A 25,150-nucleotide genomic window follows, 5' to 3' on the forward strand; every position below is an offset into this window, starting at 1 on the left:
GGAGCTTAGGTTAGGCTAACCTAAGCTCATCTCCCCGCACGGACAGTCCCCTCGGAGGACCCCCACATGCGCTCGCACCTGCTCAATGGCCTCACCGCGGAGCACTACCGCCGCTCCGTGACCGAAGGAGTCGAGCGGGTGGCGGCCAAACTCGCCACCACCGACCGTCCGTTCACCGGCGTCACCGTGGACGCCCTCGCCCCCCGCATCGACGCGATCGACCTCGACCGGCCACTGGGCGACTCCGCCGCGGTCCTGGACGAGCTGGAGGACCTCTACCTCCGGGACGCGATCTACTTCCACCACCCCCGCTACCTCGCCCACCTCAACTGCCCCGTCGTCATCCCGGCGCTGCTCGGCGAGGCCGTGCTCTCCGCCGTCAACTCCTCCCTCGACACCTGGGACCAGTCCGCCGGCGGCACCCTGATCGAGCGGAAGCTGATCGACTGGACGGCCGAGCGCATCGGCCTCGGCCCGGCCGCCGACGGCGTGTTCACCTCCGGCGGCACCCAGTCCAACCTCCAGGCGCTGCTGCTGGCTCGGGAGGAGGCGAAGCCGGGGCGGGCCGGACGGGAGGAGGGGGCCGGGGCCTCCCTCGGCGAACTGCGCATCTTCGCCTCCGAGGTGAGTCACTTCAGCGTGCAGAAGTCGGCCAAACTGCTCGGGCTGAGCCCGGAATCCGTGGTCAGCGTCCCGGTCGATCACGACAAGCGCATGCAGACCCTCGTCCTCGCCCGCGAGCTGGAGCGCTGCAGGAAGGACGGCCTCGTACCCATGGCCGTCGTCGCCACCGCCGGCACCACCGACTTCGGCTCCATCGACCCGCTGCCGGAGATCGCGGAGCTGTGCGCCCAGTTCGGGGCCTGGATGCACGTGGACGCGGCCTACGGCTGCGGTCTGCTCGCCTCGCTCAGGCACCGGGACCGCATCGACGGCATCGAGCGCGCCGACTCGGTCACCGTCGACTACCACAAGTCCTTCTTCCAGCCGGTGAGTTCCTCCGCCGTGCTGGTCCGGGACGCGGCCACCCTGCGCCACGCCACCTACCACGCGGAGTACCTGAACCCCCGCCGCATGGTGCAGGAGCGCATCCCCAACCAGGTCGACAAGTCCCTGCAGACCACCCGCCGCTTCGACGCCCTCAAGCTGTGGATGACGCTGCGGGTGATGGGCGCCGACGGCATCGGCGAGCTGTTCGACCAGGTGTGCGAGCTGGCCCAGGAGGGCTGGAAGCTGCTCGCCGCCGACCCCCGTTACGACGTCGTCGTGGAGCCCTCGCTCTCCACCCTCGTCTTCCGCTACATCCCGGCGGCCGTCACCGACCCGGCCGAGATCGACCGCGCCAACCTGTACGCCCGCAGGGCCCTGTTCGCCTCCGGCGACGCCGTGGTCGCGGGCACCAAGGTCGGCGGCCGCCACTACCTGAAGTTCACCCTGCTCAACCCCGAGACGACGACGGCCGACATCGCCGCCGTCCTCGACCTGATCGCCGGCCACGCCGAGCAGTACCTGGGAGAGTCCCTTGACCGCGCGTCCTGAAGCACCCGCCAAGACCTACGACTTCGTGGGGATCGGGCTCGGCCCCTTCAACCTCGGCCTCGCCTGCCTCACCGAGCCGATCACCGAACTGGACGGGGTCTTCCTGGACTCCAAGCCCGGCTTCGAGTGGCACGCGGGCATGTTCCTCGACGGTGCCCATCTGCAGACCCCGTTCATGTCGGACCTGGTCACCCTGGCCGACCCGACCTCGCCGTACTCCTTCCTCAACTACCTGAAGGAGAAGGGCAGGCTGTACCCGTTCTACATCCGCGAGAACTTCTATCCCCTGCGCGTCGAGTACGACGACTACTGCCGCTGGGCGGCGAACAGACTCGGCAACGTCCGCTTCGGCACCACGGTCACCGAGGTCACCTACGAGGACGAGCGGTACGTCGTCCGCACCCGGGGCGGCGAAACGTTTCACGCCCGGCATCTGGTGCTCGGCACGGGAACGGTCCCCTTCGTCCCGCAGCCCTGCCGCGATCTGGGCGGCGATCTCATCCACACCTCCGAGTACATGCACCGCAAGGCCGGGCTCCAGGCCAAGAAGTCCATCACCGTCGTCGGCAGCGGCCAGAGCGCGGCGGAGATCTACTACGAGCTGCTCTCCGAGATCGACGTCCACGGCTACGCCCTCAACTGGGTCACCCGCTCCCCGCGCTTCTTCCCCCTCGAATACACCAAGCTGACGCTGGAGATGACCTCTCCGGACTACATCGACTACTTCCGCGCGCTGCCGGAGGAGACCCGCTACCGGCTGGAGAAGCAGCAGAAGGGCCTGTTCAAGGGCATCAACTCGGACCTGATCGACTCGGTCTTCGACCTGCTCTACCAGAAGAACGTCGAAAGCGGCGACCGCCCGGTCCCCACCCGTCTGCTCACCAACTCCTCCCTGCGGAGCGCCGCTCACGAGGACGGCTCCTACACGCTCGGCTTCCACCAGGACGAGCAGGACAAGGACTTCGAGATCCGCACCGAGGGCCTGGTGCTGGCCACCGGCTACCACTACGAGCCCCCGGCCTTCCTCGCCCCGCTGCGCGACCGCCTCCGCTTCGACGGCCACGGCCGCTTCGACGTCGCCCGCAACTACGCGATCGACGTGACGGGCCGTGGCGTCTTCCTCCAGAACGCCGGCGTCCACACCCACAGCATCACCAGCCCCGACCTGGGCATGGGCGCGTACCGGAACTCGTACATCATCCGTGAGCTGCTCGGCACGGAGTACTACCCGGTCGAGAAGACCATCGCCTTCCAGGAGTTCGCCGCATGACCTTCACGTTCCGCCCCCTCGACCCCCTGAAGGACGCGGGGCTGCTGCACTCCTGGGTGACGCACCCCAAGGCGGCGTTCTGGATGATGCAGGACGCGAAACTGGAGGACGTCGAGCGGGCCTACATGGAGATCGCCGCCGACGAGCACCACCACGCCCTGCTCGGTCTGCGGGACGGCGAGCCCGCCTTCCTGACGGAGGTGTACGACCCCGCCCACCGCGAGCTGGTCGGCCTGTACGAGCCGCGGCCCGGCGATGTCGGCATGCACTTCCTCACGCCCGCGACCGACACGCCCGTGCACGGGTTCACCCGGTCCGTCATCACCGCGGTCATGGCCCACCTCTTCGAGGACCCGGAGGTGGAGCGGGTCGTCGTCGAGCCCGACGTGCGCAACAAGGCCGTGCACGCCCTGAACGAGGCGGTCGGGTTCGTGCCCGAGCGGGTGATACAGAAGCCGGAGAAGAAGGCGTTGCTGAGTTTCTGCACGCGGGAGCAGTTCGCGAAGGCGGTGGCCGGATGAGCCTCACCGACGCCGTGACCCACCTGTCCCCGGAGCGCTGGGACACCGCCAACCGGCTGCTGGTGCGCAAGGCGCTCGCCGAGTTCGCGCATGAGCGGCTGATCACGCCGGAGCGGGAGGGCGACCGGTACGTCGTCCGCAGCGACGACGGGCTCACCGCCTACCGGTTCGCGGCCACCCTGCGCGGCCTCGACCACTGGGCGGTCGACGCCGACTCGATCACCCGTCATCGCGCCGGGACCGAACTCCCCCTGGCCGCAATGGACTTCTTCGTCGAGCTGCGACAGGCGCTGGGCCTGAGCGACGAGGTCCTGCCCGTCTACCTGGAGGAGATCTCCTCCACGCTCTCCGGCACCTGCTACAAGCTGACCAAGCCGAAGGTCACCTCCGCCGAGCTGGCGCGCAGCGGCTTCCAGGCGATCGAGACCGGGATGACCGAGGGCCACCCGTGCTTCGTCGCGAACAACGGGCGGCTCGGCTTCGGCGTCCACGAGTACCTGTCGTACGCCCCGGAGACCGCGAGCCCCGTCCGGCTGGTGTGGCTGGCCGCGCACCGCTCGCGGGCCGCGTTCACGGCGGGGGCCGGGATCGAGTACGAGGACTTCTTCCGGCAGGAGCTGGGGGCGGCCACCGTCGAGCGGTTCCACGGGACGCTCACGGAGCAGGGCCTCGACCCCGCCGAGTACCTGCTCATACCCGTCCACCCCTGGCAGTGGTGGAACAAGCTCAGCGTCACCTTCGCCGCCGAGGTGGCCCGCCGGCATCTGGTGTGCCTGGGCGAGGGCGACGACGAGTACCTGGCCCAGCAGTCCATCCGGACCTTCTTCAACACCTCCGACCCGCACAAGCACTATGTGAAGACGGCCCTGTCCGTCCTCAACATGGGCTTCATGCGCGGGCTTTCGGCGGCCTACATGGAGGCGACCCCGGCGATCAACGACTGGCTCGCCCAACTCGTCGAGAACGACGGCGTGCTGAAGTCGACCGGCCTCTCGATCATCCGGGAGCGGGCGGCCGTCGGCTACCGGCATCTGGAGTACGAGCAGGCCACCGACCGCTACTCGCCGTACCGCAAGATGCTGGCCGCACTGTGGCGGGAGAGCCCGGTGCCGTCGCTGCGGGAGGGCGAGTCCCTCGCGACCATGGCGTCCCTGCTGCACGTGGACCACGCGGGCGCCTCGTTCGCGGGCGCGCTGATCGAGCGGTCGGGCCTGGCGCCCGCCGAGTGGCTGCGGCAGTACCTGCGGGCCTACTTCACCCCGCTGCTGCACAGCTTCTACGCCTACGACCTGGCCTTCATGCCGCACGGCGAGAACGTGATCCTCGTGCTGAAGGACGGTGCCGTCGAGCGGGCGGTCTACAAGGACATCGCCGAGGAGATCGTCGTCATGGACCCCGACGCGATTTTGCCGCCGGAGGTGCGTCGGATCCGTGTCGAGGTGCCCGAGGACCAGAAGCTGCTGTCGATCTTCACCGACGTCTTCGACTGCTTCTTCCGGTTCCTCGCGGCGAACCTCGCCGCTGAGGGGATCCTGGAGGAGGACCACTTCTGGCGCACGGTCGCGGAGGTCACCCGCGAGTACCAGGAGTCGGCGCCGGAACTCGCCGACAGGTTCGCGCAGTACGACATGTTCGCGCCGGAGTTCGCCCTGTCCTGCCTGAACCGGCTCCAGCTGCGCAACAACCGGCAGATGGTCGACCTCGCCGACCCGTCGGGCGCACTCCAGCTGGTGGGGAACCTGAGGAACCCGATCGCCGGGTTCTGACGGCTCGTGGACGAATGGGCGTCCCGGAGTACGGTCCCCCGGGACGCCCGTCGGCCTTTGTTCGGCTCGCCGATGATTGAAGCGTCCGCATTTGAATGACGAACGGAATCGGGCCTCTTGAAGTAGAGGCCTATTTGACATCAGGTCACACGGTGACAAGCTGGAATTGAAGAGGCCCGGATCGGCCTGGATCTGTGTCCCCGAGAACCAGAAGCTGAGCCGTCATGACCAGATTGCATTCCACCGTGCGGCGCAGTGCGAATACACGGCGCCCCGCGGACACAGAGGACATCCGACTCGCTCTCGTACTGAACGGGGGCGTCAGTCTCGCGGTGTGGATGGGTGGCGTCACCCATGAGCTGGACCTGCTGCGCAGGGCGTCACGGGGCGATCTCGACGGCGTCTGTGCGGCGGACCGGGACGTTTTCCAGAAGTGGCGTGAACTCACCGAGCAAAGGAACGCGAAGGTGACCGTCGACATAGTGGCCGGCACCTCGGCAGGCGGCCTTAACGGCATGCTGCTCGCCACCGCGATCGGCCGCGGGGCGCGGCTGCCGGATCTGCGGGCGATGTGGGAGAGATCCGCCTCTCTGAACGAACTGCTGAAGGACCGTCCCGGGAACAGCGTGCTCAATGGCAACTTCTTCAAAGAGACGCTCCAGGAAGCGGTGACCGGTATCACCAACGGCAGGAAGTCCGAGTCGGAACCGATCACCCTGTTCATGACGGCGACGGCCCTCGACGGGCGGCCCCGGTGCTTCAAGGACGGCTACGAGGACAGTTTCGACGTCCGCGACCACCGTCGCCTCTACCGGTTCCGGCATGACACGAAGGCCAGGGAGTACGCGGCGGACGGTGGCGGCAGCTGGAAGATCCGCGAGCTGCCCGCCGACGACTTCACCGACGGGTGCACCGATGCGCTGGTGGAGGCCGCGCGGGCGACCGCCAGCTTCCCGGTGGCCTTCCCGGCGGTCAGCGAGCGGACGATGATGAAGTACCGGCGCCAGCCGGAACCGTTCCTGCTCGACCCCGCGAGCCATGTCATGGACGGCGGTGTCCTCAACAACGCGCCGTTCGGACCGGTACTCGAAGAGATCACCAAGCGCCCGGTGAACAGCCCGCTGAAACGCGTCGTCGTCTATGTCGTGCCGTCCGTCGGCCACGTCGGCCACGTCGGCCGCGAAGGCACCGCGAACCGGCAGGGCGACGCGGTGCCGTGGATCGAGACCGCGCTGAACGCTATTCAGTATCCGCGGGAGGCCGACTTCCGCTCCGGGACCAGCGACCTGTCCACGCGGCTGGCCGGCAGCCTCCGCAGCAGCAGACCGGAGCTGTTCCTCCGGATGACCGAGCAGCCGGGGCTGACCGACGTCCTGCTCTCCGCGGCCAAGGGCCTTCTGGGCGAGTACCGGCGCAGCCGCACGATCGGTGTCCTGTGGCACATCCGCAAACTGCTCACCGATGCCGAGACGGTGACCTCTCTGATCGCCCCGGCGGAGTCCGACCCGGCCGAGATCGACGAGATCGCCGGCACGAACCCGCCCTGGCTCCCCCGGTGGGACCCGAAAACGGAACTCGGCGACAAGCGGAGTGAATGGAACTGGGGCATCACACCGGCGACCCGGGTCCTGGACACGCTCTGCAGCCACCTGTACGACCTGGCCCAGGCGTCGGACGACGCACAGCATCGGCACGTTCTGATCGCCGGTGCGGCAACCGTCAGTGAGCGCCTGCACGATGCGCTGGCCGTCCAGGAAGCCGTCACCAAGCAGTTGTGGGCCCGGCACCCGCGCGGTAGGGAACTGTCCGACCGGTCGGCGAACCAGCTGGCGAAGGACGTCTTCGAGGACCTCGATGCGGCCCAGGCGCTGGGCAGGCTCGTCCGTGAGGCCGGCGAGTGCTACCTGGAAGCCCGTATCAAGGCGGGCCTGGACCGACTGCCCTTCGATCCCGTGTCGGCCTGCCTGGCCGTGGAGGTCGTCACCGAGGCGTACGCACCCCCTGCGAAGATCATCCAGCCGGTGACCCCGCCCTTCACCTTCCTGCGGCTGGGACCGGACAGGATGAGTCCGCTCTTCGACGAGGACCTGTACGCGGATCTGGGCGACCGGAAGCTGTACGGGATCCGGTTCAATCACTTCGGTGCGTTCCTGAAGGCGGAGTGGCGCAAGTCCGACTTCGTGTGGGGCCGCCTCGACGCGGCCCACCACCTGCTGGCCCTGCTCGTGGGGAACGAGCGGGAACGCCGGGAGCTGGAGACCGAGCTGCACCGGCTCATCGTCGACGCGGAGGCGCCCGAGCGCGGAGCACCGACGGACCGGAGCGCGAAGCTCCCCGGCCTGGTCGGGAGAACTGCCGCCGCGAACACCTCGCCGAACGGCCAGGTCACCTCCTGGACGTGGATGAGAGAGCGCCTCGACGAGTTGCGAGGGACCGACCAGGACCTGCTGGATCAGGTCCTCGGCGACGAGGAGAGCAAGGAGACACTGAAAGCCGCCATCGACTCGGTGCACGCGCTCCTGATCAACCCTTCTTCCGACTCCGGCACGAAGGTGAGCGTCTTCTGGCACCAGTGCCTCGACTACACGCGCCCGGTCTTCGCCCGCCGGAAGCGCGATCTTCGGGAGGGCCAGAACAAGCGCTGGCTCCGGTGGCCGACCTGGTACGTGCGGCGCAGAGTGAAGTTCGCCTATACCCACAACCCGAGGACTCTGCCCGAGGAGTTGAAAAAAGCGGCGCGACGGACCGGAATCGGCGCGGCCGCGCTGCTGGCCCTTTCAGGCGCCGCGCTCGGCGGGTTCCTCGGCTACCGGTCCGGCCGACGCCGCCAGGTGCGCGGCTGGACCGGTAGCGTCCGGTTCCGTCCAGGGCGGGACTAGCTCGCCGGCCAGGGCACCTGGGGTGACCTGTAGTACGTGATGCCGAGGGCGGTCCAGCGCGGGCCCTGGGCCGCGAGGCGCACCTTGTAGCGGTCCCAGTCATGGGTGGCCGCCGGGGACCAGCCCAGCTCGGCCGCTCCCGCCAGGCGCGGGAAGGCCATGTACTCGATGTCGGCGGACTTGGTGAGCGTCTCGGACCACAGCGGTGCCTCGACGCCCTTGATCGCCGAGGCGGGTGCTCCGGGGAGGTAGGCGCCCGGGTTCCAGTCGTAGGAGCGCTGCACCTCCACGTAGCCCGCCCACTTCGTGCCCGGCCTGGTGTTCCGGGTGTACTTCATGTCGAGGTAGACCCGGTCGGCCGGGGACAGGATCAGCCCGGTGCCGTTCTGGGCCGCCTTGGCCACCTGGGCCTTGTCGGCCGCGCTGGTGCCGTCCACGCCCCAGTACTGGGCGAGGGCGCCCGGGGCGGGGGTGGCGCCGGTCAGCTGGTGCCAGCCGATGACCGTCTTGCCGTACTTGGCGACGATCGGCTGCACACGGTTCATGAACTTCACGTAGTCGGGGTGGCTGGTGGAGTGCGCCTCGTCGCCGCCGATGTGCAGGTAGCGGCCGGGGGTGAGCGCGGCCAGCTCGCGGATGACGTCGTCCGCGAAGGTGTACGTCACCTCCTTGGACACGCACAGCGAGCTGAAGCCGACGTCGGTGCCGGTGTACAGCGGGGGTGCGGTGCCGTTGCAGTTGAGCTGCGCGTAGGAGGCGAGGGCCGCGTTGGTGTGGCCGGGCATGTCGATCTCGGGGACGACCTCCAGGTAGCGGGAGCCGGCGTAGCGGACGATCTCCTGGTAGTCGGCCTTGGTGAAGTAGCCGCCGTGGCCGCCGCCCACCTGGGTCGAGCCGCCGTAGGTGGCCAGGCGCGGCCAGGAGTCGACGGCGATGCGCCAGCCCTGGTCGTCGCTGAGATGCAGATGCAGCGTGTTGATCTTGTAGAGGGCCATCTGGTCGATGTAGCGCTTGACCTGGGCGACCGTGAAGAAGTGCCGGGAGACGTCCAGCATGGCGCCGCGGTAGCCGTAGCGCGGGCGGTCCTCGATGGTGCCGCCGGCGATCCGCCAGGGGCCGGACTGGACGGTCTTCCTCTCGATCGAGGCCGGGAGCAGCTGACGCAGGGTCTGGACGCCGTGGAAGAGGCCGGCGGGGGTGCCGGCGGTGAGGGAGACGCCGTGGGGTCCGCTGCTGAGGCGGTAGCCCTCGGCGCCGAACGGCCCGTCGGCCAGGTGGAGTCGGATGCCGCCGGCGCCCTGCCCGGTGAGCGGCAGCGGATAGCCGGTGGAGGGGCGCAGGATGCCGGCGAGGTAGGCGCCGATCCGGCGGACCTCGGCCGAGTCGTCGACGCGGAGCCGGGTGGCGCGGGTGATGCGGTACGGGGATCCGGCGGGCCTGACCGAGGCGGGCGCGGGGACCACCCGGTCCAGCGGGGTCGTCGCGGCGGCGCTCGGGAGGGGTGCCGCGCCGACGGTGAACACGCCTGCCGCCGCCAGAAGCAGCAGGGACCCGAGGAACCGGGGGAATCGGGGAGTCGTGCTGTGGTTCTGTCTCACATGCGCTCCCTTCACGAGTGGTAAAGACCACTCTCCCGCAGATCCGGTGAAACAATCCCCGCATGGCGGAAATCATCCAGAAGGACGGCACCTGGGCCTTCGACGGCGACGCGCTCAGGCTGACTCCGGGCCGGGACAGGAACATCGGCCTGTTGCGCGGGTCGCTGGGTGAACTCGTCGTACCGCTGGGGGCGTTGGCGGGGGTCTCGTTCGAGCAGGGAAAGAAGTCCGGACGGCTCAGGCTGCGGCTGCGCGACGGCGCCGACCCGCTGCTGCACGCCACCGGCGGCCGGCTCACCGAGCCGCACGACCCCTATCAGCTGACCGTGGAGTCCGACCGCTACGGCGTCGCCGAGTACTTCGCGGACGAGGTCCGCAACGCCCTGCTGCTGGACGGGGTTTCGCCGGGCCCGGTCGCCGAGTACCTGCTGCCGGGGCCGTCCGTGCCGCTGTCCGCCTCGGCCGGGGACGCCACGGCGGGCTTCGACGGCGAGCAGGTGCGGCTGGAGTGGAACTGGAAGACGGAGGACGCGAAGGCCGCCACCGGGCCCCGCACGATCCCGGTCGGCGAGATCACGGCCGTGGAGTGGCAGCCGGCGGCGGGGCTGGAGAACGGCCATCTGCGCTTCACCGTGCGCGGCGCGCCCGCCACCGCACCGCCGAAGTACGACCCCAACGCCGTCGAGCTGTGGGGCTTCAAGAGGGACCCGCTGATGGCCCTGGTCGCGGCCGCCGTGCAGGCCCGGCTGCCGCACCCGTCGGCGCCGCCCGCCGGGACGGACGCACACCCCGAGCCGCCGCGGCTCACGAAGGCGTCCCCCGCCGAGGACGACCACGACGCGCTGCTGCGGCGGCTGCGCGAGCTGGGCGAGCTGCACCGCTCGGGGGTGCTGACGGACGAGGAGTTCACCCTGGCCAAGCAGGCGGTCCTGCGACGCATGTAGCGGACCGCCTGCTCCCCAGGACGTCACGCCCTGCCCTCCGGGCGCGGGCGTGGCCCTACTTGGCCCGGCGCGCCACCGTGAAGTGGTCGATCCGGTCACCGGTCTCGGCGATGCCCGAGACCTTCAGGGTGGTGTAGCGGCCCCTCGGCGCGGGGGTGACGTCCACGCGCAGGAAGGAGTAGTTCAGGTAGCGGACGCGCGACCAGGTGACGGTCTCGGGCTGCCGGGCGCCGTCCTTGAGGCAGATGAACGAGGACACGGAGTCGACCTCGTTCTCGTTGCCCTCGTAGGAGTCCGGGGCGGTGAAGGCGTACAGGCTGCGGCCCGCCGCACCGGCGGTGACGTAGACCACGCCCTCGGTCTCGGGGTAGGCGGTGCCGCCGATGGGCAGCTTCTTGGTGACCTCGCCGCCCTTGATGACGTCGGTGCGCTCGTACTGGTGGTTGTGACCGTTGATGACCAGGTCCACCTGGTACTTGTCGAACAGCGGCACCCACTCCTGGCGCACGCCCCCCTCCGAGGCGTGCGCCTTGGACGTGCAGTACGCGCAGTGGTGGAAGAACACGATGACGAAGTCGATGTCGTCGCAGGCCCGGAACTTCTTCAGCTGGGCTTCGAACCACTTGGTCTGGGTTCCACCGGAAATGCCCAGGTTCGCCGGGATCTCGAAGGAGATGTCGTTGGGGTCCAGCGAGATGATCGCCGTGTTGCCGTAGACGAAGGAGTAGACGCCGGGGAGGTTCTCCGGGTCCGGGCCGTTGTCCGGGAGGGTCCAGCGGGCTTCCTCGCCGCCGTAGCCGTTGGGCGAGTACCAGGCCTCCATGTCGTGGTTCCCGTAGGAGACCATCCACGGGATCTGCTTGGCGACCGACTCGGTCTGGTACAGGAACTGGTCCCAGGTGCGCGAGTCGAACCCGGTGTCGGTGGTCTTGCCCGCGCCGGACGGGTCGCCGTAGGCGATGTCGCCGGCGTGCAGGTGGAAGGCCGGGTTCTGGCCGAGGATCAGGCTGTCGTTGGCCAGGGCGTGGTAGCTGACGCCCTGGTCGCCGAAGGCGGTGAAGGTGAACGGCTCGCTGCGGGCCGGGGCGGTGGTGAAGGTGCCCAGGGTGCCCAGCAGGTGCCGCTCGGCCGGGTCGAAGCCGTCGTGGCCGACGCCGTAGTAGTAGGTGCGGCCGGGGCGCAGGTGGGTGAGCTGGGCGTGCAGGTAGTACTGCGTGTGGTCGCCGCTCGCGCCGACACCGGCCGGGGTGTAGAGGCTGCGGACCTCGGCCTCGATCTTGCGGGAGAGGTCCCAGGGGTTGGCGCCGATACGGATGAAGGGGTTCTTGACGGCGACCGGGACCTGCCAGGAGACAGTCATCTCGGTGCGCGGGTCGCTGCCGAAGGCGAGGTGGCGGCCGAAGGGGGCGACGAGGGCGCCGTCGACCTCCTCGGTGGCGGCGGCGGTGCGCTGCGTCGGCACCGCGGCCTGGGCGGTGCCGCCCTGGACGAACGCGCCGCCCGTGACGGCGCCCAGAGTGACGGCACCGCCTCTGATCATGGTGCGCCGCGAGAATCTGCCGCGCAGGTACTCATGCTGCTCGGCCATGCTCATACGCTCGGCCAGCTTCTCGGGTACTCCCATACGTGGAATGTCCATGACGTCTGAAACTCGTGGGTCCGGGCGACGCGGCACAAGACGCAGGATGGACAGCTTGCGAACAGAGCCCCATAAGAGATTCAACAGGCGCTTGCCCGGAATCGGGCACGATTCTTGCGAAACTCGCGCCGGTGGCCCAGGATCTACCGGGTGCACGAGGAACTTGTCGATCACCTGACGCGGTCCACGCCCCTGAACCGGGGCGAGGCGCTTCGGGTGATACAGGACGTGCTCGCCTACTTCGACGAGACGACGCAGGACTACGTCCGTCGCCGCCACCGAGAACTGCAGGTCCAGGGCCTGCAGAACACGGAGATCTTCGAACGGATCGAGGCGGACCTGAAATACCGGGCGGTCGCACCGCCGGAGCTGACGCTCCGGCAGCTGCGCCGCATGGTCTACGGCTGAGAACCAGCCAGGAACCACGGACTGAGGAATACCTATATATGTGCGGAATCGTCGGATACATCGGCAAGCGTGACGTGGCGCCCCTGCTCCTGGAGGGCCTGCAGCGCCTGGAGTACCGCGGGTACGACTCCGCGGGCATCGTCGTCACCTCCCCGAAGACGGCCGGCCTGAAGATGGTCAAGGCCAAGGGCCGGGTGCGCGACCTGGAGGCCAAGGTCCCCGCGCGCTTCAAGGGCACCACCGGCATCGCCCACACCCGCTGGGCCACCCACGGCGCCCCCTCCGACGTGAACGCCCACCCGCACATGTCGGCCGACCAGAAGGTCGCCGTCGTGCACAACGGCATCATCGACAACGCCTCCGACCTGCGCCGCAAGCTGGAGGCGGACGGTGTCGAGTTCCTCTCCGAGACCGACACCGAGGTGCTCGTCCACCTGATCGCCCGCTCGCAGGCCGAGAAGCTGGAGGACAAGGTCCGCGAGACCCTCCGGGTCGTCGAGGGCACCTACGGCATCGCGGTCATGCACGCCGACTTCTCCGACCGCATCGTGGTGGCCCGCAACGGCTCCCCGGTCGTCCTCGGCATCGGCGAGAAGGAGATGTTCGTCGCATCGGACATCGCCGCCCTGGTCGCCCACACCCGGCAGATAGTGACGCTGGACGACGGCGAGATGGCCACCCTCAAGGCCGACGACTTCCGCACCTACACCACCGAGGGCACCCGTACGACGGCCGAGCCGACCACCGTGGAGTGGGAGGCGGCCTCCTACGACATGGGCGGCCACGACACGTACATGCACAAGGAGATCCACGAGCAGGCCGAGGCCGTGGACCGCGTGCTGCGCGGCCGCATCGACGACCGCTTCTCCACCGTGCACCTCGGCGGCCTGAACCTGGACGCCCGCGAGGCGCGCAAGATCCGTCGCGTGAAGATCCTCGGCTGCGGCACCTCGTACCACGCGGGCATGATCGGCGCCCAGATGATCGAGGAGCTGGCCCGCATCCCCGCCGACGCCGAGCCGGCCTCCGAGTTCCGCTACCGCAACGCGGTCGTGGACCCCGACACCCTCTACGTCGCGGTCTCCCAGTCCGGTGAGACGTACGACGTCCTCGCCGCCGTGCAGGAGCTGAAGCGCAAGGGCGCCCGGGTTCTTGGCGTGGTCAACGTGGTCGGCTCCGCGATCGCCCGCGAGGCCGACGGCGGCATCTACGTGCACGCCGGCCCCGAGGTCTGCGTGGTCTCCACGAAGTGCTTCACCAACACCACGGTCGCCTTCGCCCTGCTCGCCCTGCACCTCGGCCGCACCCGTGACCTCTCGGTCCGCGACGGCAAGCGGATCATCGAGGGCCTGCGCAGGCTGCCGGGCCAGATCGCCGAGATCCTCGAGCAGGAGGACGAGATCAGGAAGCTGGCGGAGCAGTACGCCGACGCCCGCTCGATGCTCTTCATCGGCCGCGTCCGGGGCTACCCGGTCGCCCGCGAGGCCTCCCTGAAGCTCAAGGAGGTCTCCTACATCCACGCCGAGGCCTACCCCGCCTCCGAGCTGAAGCACGGCCCGCTGGCCCTCATCGAGCCCGCCCTGCCCACGGTGGCGATCGTCCCGGACGACGATCTGCTGGAGAAGAACCGCGCGGCCCTGGAGGAGATCAAGGCCCGCAGCGGCAAGATCCTCGCGGTCGCCCACCGGAACCAGGAGAAGGCCGACGAGACGATCGTCGTCCCGAAGAACGAGGACGAGCTGGACCCGATCCTCATGGGCATCCCGCTCCAGCTGTTGTCGTACCACACGGCAAAGGTCCTGGGCCGCGACATCGACAAGCCGCGCAACCTCGCCAAGTCGGTGACGGTCGAGTAGTCGGCCGCGACAGAACAGAACGGACCCCCGCGTGTGCCACCTGCACGCGGGGGTCCGTTCGTGCTGCTCGGATCAGCCGGCGGCCGTCACCCCCCGGCCCGCAGCACGCCCGGGAAGCGCCGTCGGCCAGTGGGCCAGCGCCGCCGTCGCCGCGTACCAGGCGACCGCGCCGGAGACCGCGGCCACCCAGCCACCGACCTTCACGAGGGAGGAACTGTCGGCGAAGGCCGCGACGGCGAGCACCAGCATCGCCAGGAACAGCAGCCCGTGCATGACCTGACCCAGGGTGTCCCCGCCCGCGAGGGTGAGGGTGAGCGCCACGAGGGCGAACAGCAGCAGGAAGAGGCCGGCCGCGTTGGCCGGCATCTGACCCGCGACGGCCCAGGTGAACCAGAGCGCGCCGAGGGCGACGAAACCGGTGCCTGATCCACTGTCACCGGTACGGAAGGCCAGGAGTCCGACGAGGAAGAGGGCGACGCCGCCCACGTAATGAGCCAATGACACGGCGTCGGATGCCCCTACGCCGTCGATCACGCCGGTGGTGCCGAGTCCGAACGCCAACAGGGTGACACCCAGGGCGAGTCGGCCGACCACGGTGGTGTTTCCGCTTCCCGCGGAGACGTCGTTGTCCACTGCGGGCTCCCTTCATGCATGTGCAGTTGCGCGGTGACCGGTATATGCCCTTCACAAGAGCACAAACACCTCTACGCGCGAGTAGTTTCGCTTTGCACCAAGGGAGTTGACAGAGTGTCGGAAGCTCAGGGAATGACGATGACGGGCCGCTGCGCGCGCTTGGCGAGCCGGCCGGCCACGGAGCCGAAGAGGCGGCCCACGATGCCGTGCGTCGAGCCGACCACGATCGCGTCGGCCTCGTACTCCCGTCCCACCTCTTCGAGCTCGTGGCAGATGTCACCGCCGCGCTCGACCAGGATCCAGGGCACTTCGGCCAGATAGTCCGCGCAGGCCAGCTCCAGACCGAGTACCTCGGTGCGGTGGTCCGGCACGTCGACGAAGACGGGCGGCTCGCAGCCGGCCCACACCGTGGTGGGCAGCCGGTTGGCCACATGGACGATGATCAGGCCCGCCCGGGAGCGGTGGGCCATGCCGATGGCGTAGGCGAGGGCGCGCTCGCTGGACGTCGAGCCGTCGAAGCCGACGACCACACCGTGCTTGAAGGCGGGGTCGCAGGATGGGCTTGACTCTTCCGCCGCGAGGGGATCGGCCGCCGTGGGATCGGCGACGGGCCGCTTGCGGTCCGCGGGTTCGAAGAATTCGTGACCGGCCATGGCTGTCTCGGCGTTGTGATCCTTTGTGGGTGGGGGGTGACATCGGGTGGCGGTGCTGTGTCCGGGATTCGTCTTCCCAACCCCATACCCCCAAGGGTACGGCGGCACGCCTCCTCTGCCCAGATCCCGCACACGCTCCGTAAGCAGCCCCCCGGTGTCCGTAGGGGTTCCCCGGAGCATGCACGAGCAGCGCCCGCAACGCAATGGTTGCTGCCCCGTACAGGCGGTTTGCACGGGATTACCGGAGCGACGGCCGGTGACCGACCGATCGAACGGGCGTTGAACCCGGAGAGTCACCGCCACAGGGAGTACGAGATGTCCGGACCCCGCTCCACCTCCGACCCGCACCCCGCCCCGGACACCACGAGCGACGTGATCCGCTGGGCGGCCTTCAGCTGCGTTCTCGTACCCGTGATCCTCCTCTGGTACGGCACCTCGCTCGCCGGCGCCGCCGGCACCGCCTTCGGCCTCGCCGCCGTCACGGCCGTCTGCCGCGTCCTGCTGCGGCAGTCCGAGCGTTGCGCCGCGCAAAGAGGCGGACGTCACACCAAGCAGAAGACACCGGTCGACTGACCGGTTTTTGCGCCTCTGAACGCCTCTTTTCAGCCAACTTCTGGGTACCGCCCGGAGGGGGTCCCACCTACCCCCCAACCCCCGTTCCACCTGCACGGAAAGGGTCTGGGCGGACCCGCGCACCCTACGCGGTTTGGCCACTGCGACAAGGCGCACTTCCCTGCACGGCCCACGAGTGCAACCCTTCGTGATCGAATGCTTCACGCCAAGTTGTCATGTCGACAATGTCCGGCGTGTCTAACCGGCCACCGTGAGACCGCGGTAGCCAGTAGATTCGATCTTGACTGTCTTATGGCGGGGGACTCGTGCAGGACCGAGGGGAAACGTGCAGGAGCGACACAACCGAGGAGCCGCGACCACCGAGGGGGGCTTAGCAGGATGAGCCACGACTCCACTGCCGCACCGGAAGCCGCGGCCCGGAAACTCTCCGGGCGACGCCGCAAGGAGATCGTCGCGGTGCTGCTGTTCAGCGGCGGCCCCATCTTCGAGAGTTCCATTCCGTTGTCGGTGTTCGGGATCGACCGCCAGGACGCCGGCGTGCCGCGCTACCGACTGCTGGTGAGCGCCGGTGAGGAAGGCCCACTGCGGACCACAGGGGGCCTGGAACTCACCGCGCCGCATGGGCTGGAGGCGATCTCACGCGCAGGGACGGTCGTCGTACCGGCCTGGCGCTCGATCACCTCACCGCCGCCGGAGGAAGCGCTCGACGCGCTGCGCCGTGCGCATGAGGAGGGCGCCCGTATCGTCGGGCTGTGCACCGGGGCGTTCGTCCTGGCCGCGGCCGGACTGCTGGACGGCCGCCCGGCGACCACACACTGGATGTACGCACCGACGCTGGCCAAGCGCTATCCGTCGGTGCACGTGGATCCGCGCGAACTGTTCGTCGACGACGGAGACGTACTGACCTCCGCCGGGACGGCCGCGGGGATCGACCTGTGTCTGCACATCGTGCGGACGGACCACGGCAACGAGGCGGCCGGTGCGCTGGCCCGCCGGCTGGTGGTCCCGCCGCGCCGCAGCGGCGGTCAGGAGCGCTACCTCGACAGGTCTTTACCCGAGGAGATCGGCGCCGACCCGCTCGCCGAGGTCGTCGCCTGGGCGCTGGAACACCTCCACGAGCAGTTCGACGTGGAGACACTGGCGGCACGCGCCTACATGAGCCGCCGTACGTTCGACCGCCGGTTCCGCTCGCTCACCGGCAGCGCACCGCTGCAGTGGCTGATCACCCAGCGGGTGCTGCAGGCGCAGCGGCTGCTGGAGACGTCGGACTACTCGGTGGACGAGGTGGCGGGACGCTGCGGCTTCCGCTCACCGGTCGCGCTGCGCGGGCACTTCCGCCGCCAGCTCGGCTCGTCCCCTGCCGCCTACCGGGCCGCCTACCGCGCCCGGCGGCCGCAGGGCGAGCGGTCCGGTGACCCGGAGCCGCAGCTGACCCACTCCGGCCCGGCGGGCGCACCCGTCGGCCTGCCCGGCCACGGCCCGATGGGCGCACCGCCCGCCGTGCTGCACCCGGAGCGGGAGAGCGCGGTGCCGATGCAGAGCCGCCGCCAGGCCGCGGGCGCGGTGAGCCTGCTGCCGGGGCCGCGCACCGGCCACTGAACGAGGCGCACATGGAGAGGGGGGCGGGTACACACCCGCCCCCCTCTTTCTCTGTCCCGCCGTGTCCGGTCCCAGGGGCGGCGGCCGCGGGCGAGTCCCGCTTCGACGCGGGGCATCCCAAAAGCGGACGTCAGCTTTAGGGTGGTCGCATGAACGATCGCATGGTGTGGATCGACTGCGAGATGACCGGCCTCTCGCTGTCCGACGACGCTCTCATCGAGGTGGCCGCCCTCGTCACCGACTCCGAGCTGAACGTACTCGGCGAGGGGGTGGACATCGTCATCCGTCCGCCGGACTCGGCGCTGGAGACGATGCCGGAGGTGGTGCGTCAGATGCACACCGCGTCCGGCCTCCTCGACGAGCTGGCCGGGGGCACGACTCTTGCCGACGCCGAGGAGCAGGTGCTGGCGTACGTACGGCAGTGGGTGAAGGAGCCCGGCAAGGCCCCGCTGTGCGGCAACTCCGTCGGCACCGACCGCGGCTTCCTGCTGCGGGACATGCCGACCCTGGAGGACTACCTCCACTACCGGATCGTGGACGTCTCCAGCATCAAGGAGCTCGCCCGCCGCTGGTACCCGCGGGCGTACTTCAACAGCCCGGAGAAGAACGGCAACCACCGCGCCCTCGCCGACATCCGCGAGTCGATCGCCGAGCTGCGCTACTACCGCGAGGCCGTCTTCGTCCCGCAGCCCGGACCGGACTCCGACACCGCCAGGACGATCGCCGCCAAGCACGTCCTGCCGGCGCAGTAGGACCACGTAGGAGACCCCCGCGAAAACCTGTGCGCGAGCACCCCTTCGGACCCTGTAGACTTCTTCTCGGCCGGTCGGGGAAACCACCAAGTCAACGACCGGTCATGGTGGGTGTAGCTCAGCTGGTAGAGCACCTGGTTGTGGTCCAGGATGCCGCGGGTTCGAGTCCCGTCACTCACCCTGAGTAATCAGCCGGTGACTCCGTCGCGAGACGGGTCACCGGCTGATTCGTTTTGGGCGTCCACCGCCCCCCGGTCGGGGGCGGCCTCGCGCTGTGACGCGTGTCACGACGATGCCCGCACCACCAGATCCGCCGGCAGCACCGCATGCCGCCGCTCCAGACCCCGGGACACGGCCGGCCGGCGGTCGGCGATCTCCGAGAGCAGCATGTCGATCATCGCGCGGCCCATCTCCTCGATGGGCTGGCGCACGCTGGTCAGCGGCGGGTCCATGTGCCGGGCGATGGCCGAGTCGTCGTAACCGACCAGTGCCACGTCGTCCGGGATCCGGCGGCCCGCCTCGCGCAGCACCTGGCGGGCGCCCGCCGCCATCACGTCGGAGCCGGCGAAGACCGCGTCCAGGTCGGGGTACCGCTCCAGCAGCGTGGCCATCGCCCGCCTGCCGCCCTCCTCGGTGAAGTCACCCGGCTCGACGAGGAGTTCGTCCACCTCCAGGCCCGCGTCCCGCAGGGCGTCGCGGTAGCCGTCGACGCGGCGCTGGGCGCCGTAGACATCGAGGCGGCCGGTGATGTGGGCGATCGTGCGGCGCCCCCGGGAGAGCAGGTGCTCCACGGCCGAGCGGCCGCCGCCGTAGTTGTCCGAGTCCACCGAGGTGAGCGTCTCCCCGGCCGAGCGCGGACCGCTGATCACCGCCGGGATCTCCAGCTGGGCGAGCAGGTCGGGCAGCGGGTCGTCGGCGTGCACCGAGACCAGCAGCACGCCGTCCACCCGGTGGGCCGCCAGATACTGCGCGAGGCGCTGCCGCTCCCGGTCGCTGCCCGCGAAGATCAGCAGCAGCTGCATCTCCGTCTCGGACAGTTCGCTGCCGACACCGCGCAGCATGTCCGAGAAGTACGGCTCCGCGAAGAAACGGGTCTCCGGCTCGGGGACGACCAGCGCGATGGCGTCGGTGCGGTTGGCCGCGAGGGCGCGGGCCGCCGTGTTGGGGACGTAGCCGAGTTCTGCGACCGCCGCCTCGACCGCGGCCCGGGTCGCCTCACTGACCCGCGGCGAGCCGTTGATCACCCGCGAGACCGTGCCCCGGCCGACCCCGGCCCGGGCGGCCACCTCCTCGAGCGTGGGCCGCCCTCCGCTCCGGCCCCGCGCTCCGTGGCTTGCCATGCGCTCCGCCTCCCTCGCACCAACATCCGGCTGGCTGGAATCTAACAGTCCTGGCCAGAGCGGCGAGCGGTGAGCGGACCTACGGGGAAAGCCAGTTAACGCTCGGATAACTGAACACATCACTCCGCGTCCGGTCCCTTGACACCCCGCCCCGAACCTACGACTCTTCAACACATCACTGATGGGAGCGCTCCCACAGTACCTGACACATACACGTCCCGCACGTTCCCCGCCCGAGCCGCAGCGAGTAAGAACGGGCCCAACCATGCAGTTGGCCGGGGGGTCGGCACGTCAGGCAACAGGAGGACGCAATGCGCACGAGCATCCGCCGGTCCCGCAGGCTGGGGGCCTTCGCGGCCGTCGCCGCGCTGACCACAGGGCTGTTGGCCGGCTGCGCCAACGACTCGGACGACGGCTCGTCCAACGCGGACGGCGGCAACGGCAGTGGCAAGGGCAAGATCACGCTGACCATCGGGACCTTCGGCGTCTTCGGCTACAAGCAGGCCGGCCTCTACGACGAGTACATGAAGCTCCATCCGGACATCAACATCAAGGAGAACGTCACCACCCGTACCGACGTGTACTGGCCAAAGGTGCTCACCCGCCTCCAGGCCGGTTCCGGCACCGACGACATCCAGGCCATCGAGGTCGGCAACATCACCGAGGCCGTCCAGACGCAGGGGAGCAAGTTCGTCGACCTCGGCAAGGACGTCGACAAGTCGCAGTGGCTGGACTGGAAGAACACGCAGGCCACCACCAAGGACGGCAAGCTGATCGGGCTCGGGACCGACATCGGTCCGATGGCCATCTGCTACCGCAAGGACCTGTTCCAGAAGGCCGGTCTGCCGACCGACCGGACGAAGCTCGCCGAGATGTGGAAGGGCGACTGGTCCAAGTACGTCGACGTCGGCAAGCAGTACATGAAGAAGGCGCCCAAGGGCACCAAGTTCGTCGACTCGGCGTCCTCCGTCTACAACGCGGCCGTGGGCGGCGCGAGCGAGCGGTACTACGACAAGGACGGCAACGTCGTCTGGGACAAGTCCGAGGGCGTGAAAAAGGCCTGGGACGTCGCCATGACCGCGGCGACCAGCAACATGTCGGCGAAGCTGAAGCAGTTCGACCCGACGTGGGACCAGGGCTACGCCAACGGCACCTTCGCGTCCGTCGCCTGCCCGGCCTGGATGATCGGCTACATCGAGCAGAAGTCCGGTGACTCCGGCAAGGGCAAGTGGGACGTGGCGGCGGCGCCGGCGGCGTCCAACTGGGGCGGCTCCTTCCTCGGTGTGCCGACGGCGACCAAGCACCAGAAGGAGGCCGTCGAGCTGGCCAAGTGGCTGACCGCGCCCGCGCAGCAGGAGAAGGTCTTCGCCAAGCAGGCGAGCTTCCCGTCCACCCCGTCGGCGTACGCGAACCTGAAGCCGGCCGCCGACACCACCGCGTACTTCTCCGGGGCCCCGCTCACCCAGATCTTCTCCGACTCGGCGAAGACCATCCCGGCGCAGCCCCTCGGCCCCAAGGACAAGCCGATCGACAACGCGATCAGTGACGTCGGCATCCTCCAGGTCGAGCAGAAGGGCAAGTCCCCCTCGCAGGGCTGGGACGCCGCGTCCAAGGAGATCAAGGACGTGCTCGGCCAGTGACCAGCTCCAAGCAGGCTCTCGCGCACACCGCGTCGAGCGCCGAGGCCGCGTCCGGCAGCTCGCCGGGCGCGGCCCGGGGCGCTCACGGTCGCGGTACGCCGGCGGGCACCGACTCCTGGCGCAGCCGGCTGTACCGCTGGGACATGAAGGCGTCGCCGTACGCGTTCGTCGCCCCGTTCTTCGTCCTGTTCGGGGCCTTCACACTGGTCCCGCTGCTCTACACGGCCTGGTACTCGCTGCACAACGTGCAGCTTTCGGCGCTGGACCACCAGACCTGGGCGGGCCTGGACAACTACCAGAACCTGCTCTCCTCGGACTTCTTCTGGAACGCCCTGGAGAACACGTTCACCATCGGTCTGATCTCCACGGTCCCGCAGCTGCTGGCCGCGCTCGGCCTCGCCCATCTGCTGAACTACAAGCTGCGCGGCTCGACCGTGTGGCGGGTGGTGATGCTGACCCCGTACGCCACCTCGGTGGCCGCCGCGACCCTGGTGTTCACGCTGCTGTACTCGTGGGACGGCGGCATGGTCAACTGGGTCCTGCACTTCTTCGGGGTGGATCCGGTCAACTGGCGTGAGTCGGACTGGGGTTCGCAGTTCGCGGTGTCCTCGATCGTGATCTGGCGGTGGACCGGGTACAACGCGCTGATCTACCTGGCCGCGATGCAGGCGATCCCGACGGATCTGTACGAGTCGGCGGCGATCGACGGCGCCAACCGCTGGCAGCAGTTCCGGCACGTGACGATCCCGCAGCTCAGGCCCACGATTCTGTTCACGATCGTCGTCTCGACCATCGGCGCCACCCAGCTCTTCGGTGAGCCGCTGCTGTTCGGCGGGGTCAGCGGGTCCAAGGGCGGGTCCGAGCACCAGTACCAGACGCTCGGTCTGTACATGTACGACCAGGGCTGGATCATCGGCAACCTCGGCAAGGCGTCCGCGATCGCCTGGTCGATGTTCCTGATCCTGCTGATCGTCGCCGCGGTCAACCTGCTGCTCACCCGACGGCTGAGGAAGTCCCAATGACCACCAGTGAACTGACTCTGCCCGCGACGAAGGCGAAGCGGCGCCGGGTGACGGGCGCGGGCAAGCAGCTGCACGCGGGCCCGATGACGTACGTCGTGCTGGCCGTCTTCGCACTGGTCTCGCTGGCCCCGCTGGTGTGGACGGCGATCGCGGCCTCGCGCACCGACCGGCGTCTCGCCCAGACCCCGCCGCCGCTGTGGTTCGGCGGCAACCTGTTCAAGAACATGCAGGCCGCATGGGACCAGGCCGGGCTCGGTACCGCGATGTTCAACTCGGTGATCGTGGCGGGCGCGATCACGGTGAGCACCGTGCTGTTCGCGACGCTGGCCGGCTTCGCCTTCGCCAAGCTGCGGTTCCGCTTCTCCGGTCTGCTGTTGCTGCTGACCGTCGGCACGATGATGATCCCGCCGCAACTGGCCGTCGTACCGCTGTATCTGTGGATGGCGGACTTCGGCTGGTCCAACCAGCTGCAGACGGTGATCCTGCCGAGCCTGGTGACCGCGTTCGGCACGTTCTTCATGCGGCAGTACCTGCTGCAGGCGCTGCCGTCGGAGCTGATCGAGGCGGCCCGGGTGGACGGGGCGAGCAGCATCCGGATCGTGTGGCACGTGGTGTTCCCGGCGGCCCGGCCCGCGATGGCGGTGCTCGGCCTGCTGACCTTCGTGTTCGCGTGGAACGACTTCCTGTGGCCGATCATCGCCCTGAACCAGCAGAACCCGACCGTGCAGGTGGCCCTGAACTCGCTCGGCACCGGCTACGTCCCGGACCAGGCGGTGATCATGGCGGGTGCGCTGCTCGGCACACTGCCGCTGCTGATCGCCTTCCTGCTGTTCGGCAAGCAGATCGTGGGCGGGATCATGCAGGGCGCGATCAAGGGCTGACCGCTCCTTGCGGGGCCGGGCCACCGCCGCCCCGGCCCCTTCCGCCCTCGCCTCTCCCCTCCTCCCCCTCCTCTCTTCCTCTCTCCGCCCTCTCCCCCCACTCGTCTCGTCGGTCTTCCACGACCCCAATGGGAGCGCTTCCATGCCTGAACCCGTTACGTCCGTGACCTTCCCTCCCGCCTTTCTCTGGGGCGCCGCGACCTCCGCCTACCAGATCGAGGGGGCGGTGCGCGAGGGCGGCCGCACCCCCTCGATCTGGGACACCTTCAGCCATACGCCGGGCCGGACGGCCGGCGGCGAGACCGGTGACATCGCCGTCGACCACTACCACCGCTACCGCGAGGACGTGGCGCTCATGGCGGAGCTGGGCCTGAACGCCTACCGCTTCTCCGTCTCCTGGTCCCGGGTGCAGCCGACCGGGCGCGGCCCGGCGGTCCAGGTGGGCCTGGACTTCTACCGCCGGCTGGTGGACGAGCTGCTGGAAGCCGGGATCAAGCCGGCGCTCACGCTCTACCACTGGGACCTGCCGCAGGAGCTGGAGGACGCGGGCGGCTGGCCGGAGCGGGACACCGCGCTCCGGTTCGCCGAGTACGCACAGCTGGTCGGCGAGGCGCTGGGCGACCGGGTGGAGCACTGGATCACCCTCAACGAGCCCTGGTGCAGCGCCTTCCTGGGCTACGGCTCCGGCGTCCATGCCCCGGGCCGCACCGACCCGGCCGCCGCCCTGCGCGCGGCCCACCACCTCAACCTGGCCCACGGCCTGGGCGCGGCGGCCCTGCGCTCGGCGATGCCGGCCCGCAACCAGATCGCCGTCAGCCTCAACTCCTCGGTGGTTCGGCCCCTTTCGCAGGACCCGGCCGATCTGGCGGCGGCCCGCCGCATCGACGACCTGGCCAACGGGATCTTCCACGGCCCGATGCTGCACGGGGCCTACCCGGAGTCCCTGTTGTCCTCGACGGCTTCGGTCACCGACTGGTCGTACGTCCTCGACGGCGACGTCGGTGCGATCAATGTGCCGCTGGACGCGCTGGGCCTGAACTACTACACGCCGACCCTGGTCTCGGCGGCCCCCGACAAGGTCCGGGGCCCGCGGGCGGACGGCCACGGCGCCAGCGACCACTCCCCCTGGCCGGCCGCGGACGACGTGCTGTTCCACCAGAGCCCGGGCGAGCGCACCGAGATGGGCTGGACGATCGACCCGACGGGCCTGCACGAGCTGATCATGCGGTACACGCGGGAGGCACCGGGCCTGCCGCTGTACGTGACGGAGAACGGCGCGGCCTACGACGACAAGCCCGACGCGGACGGCCGGGTGCACGACCCCGAGCGCATCGCCTACCTGCGCGGCCACCTCTCGGCGGTCCGCCGCGCCCTCACCGACGGCGCGGACGTGCGCGGCTACTACCTGTGGTCCCTGCTGGACAACTTCGAGTGGGCGTACGGCTACGAGAAGCGGTTCGGGGCGGTGTACGTGGACTACGCGACGCTGGAGCGGACGCCGAAGTCGAGTGCGCGCTGGTACGGCGAGGCCGCCCGGACGGGGGCGCTGCCGACGGCGCAGGCCCACTAGCGGGCCGGGGGGGGGGGGGGGCCCCCCCCCCCCCCGGCCCCCCCCCCCCCCCCCCACCCAAAACCCC

The 25,150-nt window shown here is 69.5% G+C and carries 20 protein-coding genes and 1 tRNA gene; 16 read left to right on the forward strand and 5 right to left on the reverse strand.

Features of this window, described 5'->3' with window-relative positions:
- Positions 1 to 66: 66 nt before the first annotated feature.
- From desA to AC07DS_RS31575, 5 genes are all read left to right on the forward strand, one after another.
- Complete coding sequence (gene desA / locus AC07DS_RS31555) at positions 67 to 1,539, forward strand: lysine decarboxylase DesA (RefSeq protein ID WP_479150792.1); 1,473 nt, start codon at positions 67 to 69, stop codon at positions 1,537 to 1,539.
- The gene (locus AC07DS_RS31560; protein WP_479150794.1) at positions 1,523 to 2,809 is read left to right on the forward strand and encodes a lysine N(6)-hydroxylase/L-ornithine N(5)-oxygenase family protein; all 1,287 of its coding nucleotides are present in this window, start codon (positions 1,523 to 1,525) and stop codon (positions 2,807 to 2,809) included. The genes desA and AC07DS_RS31560 overlap by 17 nt, the downstream gene beginning before the upstream one ends.
- Positions 2,806 to 3,330, forward strand: coding sequence for a GNAT family N-acetyltransferase (locus AC07DS_RS31565; RefSeq protein WP_479150795.1), 525 nt, complete (start codon positions 2,806 to 2,808; stop codon positions 3,328 to 3,330). Before AC07DS_RS31560 ends, AC07DS_RS31565 begins: the two co-directional genes overlap by 4 nt.
- Positions 3,327 to 5,096 carry an IucA/IucC family protein gene (locus AC07DS_RS31570; RefSeq protein WP_479150797.1) on the forward strand — a complete coding sequence of 590 codons (1,770 nt, stop codon included), beginning with the start codon at positions 3,327 to 3,329 and terminating at the stop codon, positions 5,094 to 5,096. Before AC07DS_RS31565 ends, AC07DS_RS31570 begins: the two co-directional genes overlap by 4 nt.
- A 224-nt stretch (positions 5,097 to 5,320) precedes the next feature.
- Positions 5,321 to 7,975, forward strand: coding sequence for a DUF3376 domain-containing protein (locus AC07DS_RS31575; protein ID WP_479150799.1), 2,655 nt, complete (start codon positions 5,321 to 5,323; stop codon positions 7,973 to 7,975).
- On the opposite strand, the gene AC07DS_RS31580 is transcribed toward AC07DS_RS31575, so the two are convergent.
- Complete coding sequence (locus AC07DS_RS31580) at positions 7,972 to 9,573, reverse strand: beta-N-acetylhexosaminidase (RefSeq protein ID WP_479150802.1); 1,602 nt, start codon at positions 9,571 to 9,573, stop codon at positions 7,972 to 7,974. The genes AC07DS_RS31575 and AC07DS_RS31580 overlap by 4 nt on opposite strands.
- A gap of 62 nt (positions 9,574 to 9,635) precedes the next feature.
- On the opposite strand from AC07DS_RS31580, the gene AC07DS_RS31585 reads away from it, so the two are divergent.
- Positions 9,636 to 10,517, forward strand: a complete 882-nt coding sequence (locus AC07DS_RS31585; protein WP_479150805.1) for a DUF4429 domain-containing protein — start codon at positions 9,636 to 9,638, stop codon at positions 10,515 to 10,517.
- A gap of 55 nt (positions 10,518 to 10,572) precedes the next feature.
- On the opposite strand, the gene AC07DS_RS31590 is transcribed toward AC07DS_RS31585, so the two are convergent.
- Positions 10,573 to 12,141: a purple acid phosphatase family protein gene (locus AC07DS_RS31590; RefSeq protein ID WP_479150807.1), complete on the reverse strand. Its 1,569-nt coding sequence runs from the start codon at positions 12,139 to 12,141 to the stop codon at positions 10,573 to 10,575.
- Between the two features lie 165 nt (positions 12,142 to 12,306).
- Between AC07DS_RS31590 and AC07DS_RS31595 the strand changes: the two genes are divergently transcribed.
- Complete coding sequence (locus tag AC07DS_RS31595) at positions 12,307 to 12,564, forward strand: hypothetical protein (RefSeq protein WP_145878051.1); 258 nt, start codon at positions 12,307 to 12,309, stop codon at positions 12,562 to 12,564.
- A 38-nt stretch (positions 12,565 to 12,602) separates the two neighbouring features.
- Complete coding sequence (gene glmS, locus AC07DS_RS31600; protein ID WP_145878049.1) at positions 12,603 to 14,420, forward strand: glutamine--fructose-6-phosphate transaminase (isomerizing); 1,818 nt, start codon at positions 12,603 to 12,605, stop codon at positions 14,418 to 14,420.
- A 72-nt stretch (positions 14,421 to 14,492) separates the two neighbouring features.
- On the opposite strand, the gene AC07DS_RS31605 is transcribed toward glmS, so the two are convergent.
- Together AC07DS_RS31605 and AC07DS_RS31610 are read right to left on the reverse strand one after the other, a co-directional pair.
- Positions 14,493 to 15,053, reverse strand: coding sequence for a GPR1/FUN34/YaaH family transporter (locus tag AC07DS_RS31605; protein WP_479150809.1), 561 nt, complete (start codon positions 15,051 to 15,053; stop codon positions 14,493 to 14,495).
- A 125-nt stretch (positions 15,054 to 15,178) separates the two neighbouring features.
- Positions 15,179 to 15,706 carry a universal stress protein gene (locus tag AC07DS_RS31610; protein WP_479150811.1) on the reverse strand — a complete coding sequence of 176 codons (528 nt, stop codon included), beginning with the start codon at positions 15,704 to 15,706 and terminating at the stop codon, positions 15,179 to 15,181.
- A 315-nt stretch (positions 15,707 to 16,021) separates the two neighbouring features.
- Here AC07DS_RS31610 and AC07DS_RS31615 point away from each other — a divergent pair, with 315 nt between their 5' ends.
- From AC07DS_RS31615 to AC07DS_RS31630, 4 genes are all read left to right on the forward strand, one after another.
- Positions 16,022 to 16,279, forward strand: a complete 258-nt coding sequence (locus AC07DS_RS31615; RefSeq protein ID WP_479150813.1) for a hypothetical protein — start codon at positions 16,022 to 16,024, stop codon at positions 16,277 to 16,279.
- Positions 16,280 to 16,657: 378 nt separating this feature from the next.
- Positions 16,658 to 17,878, forward strand: a complete 1,221-nt coding sequence (locus AC07DS_RS31620; RefSeq protein WP_479150815.1) for a helix-turn-helix domain-containing protein — start codon at positions 16,658 to 16,660, stop codon at positions 17,876 to 17,878.
- 149 nt (positions 17,879 to 18,027) lie between these two features.
- Positions 18,028 to 18,630, forward strand: a complete 603-nt coding sequence (gene orn / locus AC07DS_RS31625; RefSeq protein WP_145878042.1) for an oligoribonuclease — start codon at positions 18,028 to 18,030, stop codon at positions 18,628 to 18,630.
- Positions 18,631 to 18,737: 107 nt separating this feature from the next.
- Positions 18,738 to 18,810: transfer RNA gene (locus tag AC07DS_RS31630), tRNA-His, on the forward strand.
- Between the two features lie 104 nt (positions 18,811 to 18,914).
- On the opposite strand, the gene AC07DS_RS31635 is transcribed toward AC07DS_RS31630, so the two are convergent.
- On the reverse strand, positions 18,915 to 19,970 hold the full coding sequence (locus AC07DS_RS31635; RefSeq protein WP_479150817.1) for a LacI family DNA-binding transcriptional regulator: 1,056 nt from the start codon (positions 19,968 to 19,970) through the stop codon (positions 18,915 to 18,917).
- A gap of 311 nt (positions 19,971 to 20,281) precedes the next feature.
- On the opposite strand from AC07DS_RS31635, the gene AC07DS_RS31640 reads away from it, so the two are divergent.
- From AC07DS_RS31640 to AC07DS_RS31655, 4 genes are all read left to right on the forward strand, one after another.
- Positions 20,282 to 21,610 (forward strand): ABC transporter substrate-binding protein, encoded by a 1,329-nt coding sequence (locus AC07DS_RS31640; RefSeq protein ID WP_479150819.1) that lies wholly within the window; start codon positions 20,282 to 20,284, stop codon positions 21,608 to 21,610.
- Positions 21,607 to 22,632, forward strand: a complete 1,026-nt coding sequence (locus tag AC07DS_RS31645; protein ID WP_145878037.1) for a carbohydrate ABC transporter permease — start codon at positions 21,607 to 21,609, stop codon at positions 22,630 to 22,632. The genes AC07DS_RS31640 and AC07DS_RS31645 overlap by 4 nt, the downstream gene beginning before the upstream one ends.
- Positions 22,629 to 23,513: a carbohydrate ABC transporter permease gene (locus tag AC07DS_RS31650; RefSeq protein WP_145878036.1), complete on the forward strand. Its 885-nt coding sequence runs from the start codon at positions 22,629 to 22,631 to the stop codon at positions 23,511 to 23,513. The genes AC07DS_RS31645 and AC07DS_RS31650 overlap by 4 nt, the downstream gene beginning before the upstream one ends.
- A gap of 142 nt (positions 23,514 to 23,655) precedes the next feature.
- Positions 23,656 to 25,083 carry a GH1 family beta-glucosidase gene (locus AC07DS_RS31655; protein ID WP_479150822.1) on the forward strand — a complete coding sequence of 476 codons (1,428 nt, stop codon included), beginning with the start codon at positions 23,656 to 23,658 and terminating at the stop codon, positions 25,081 to 25,083.
- Positions 25,084 to 25,150: the final 67 nt, after the last annotated feature.

The organism is Streptomyces sp. NPDC044064, assembly GCF_056434245.1.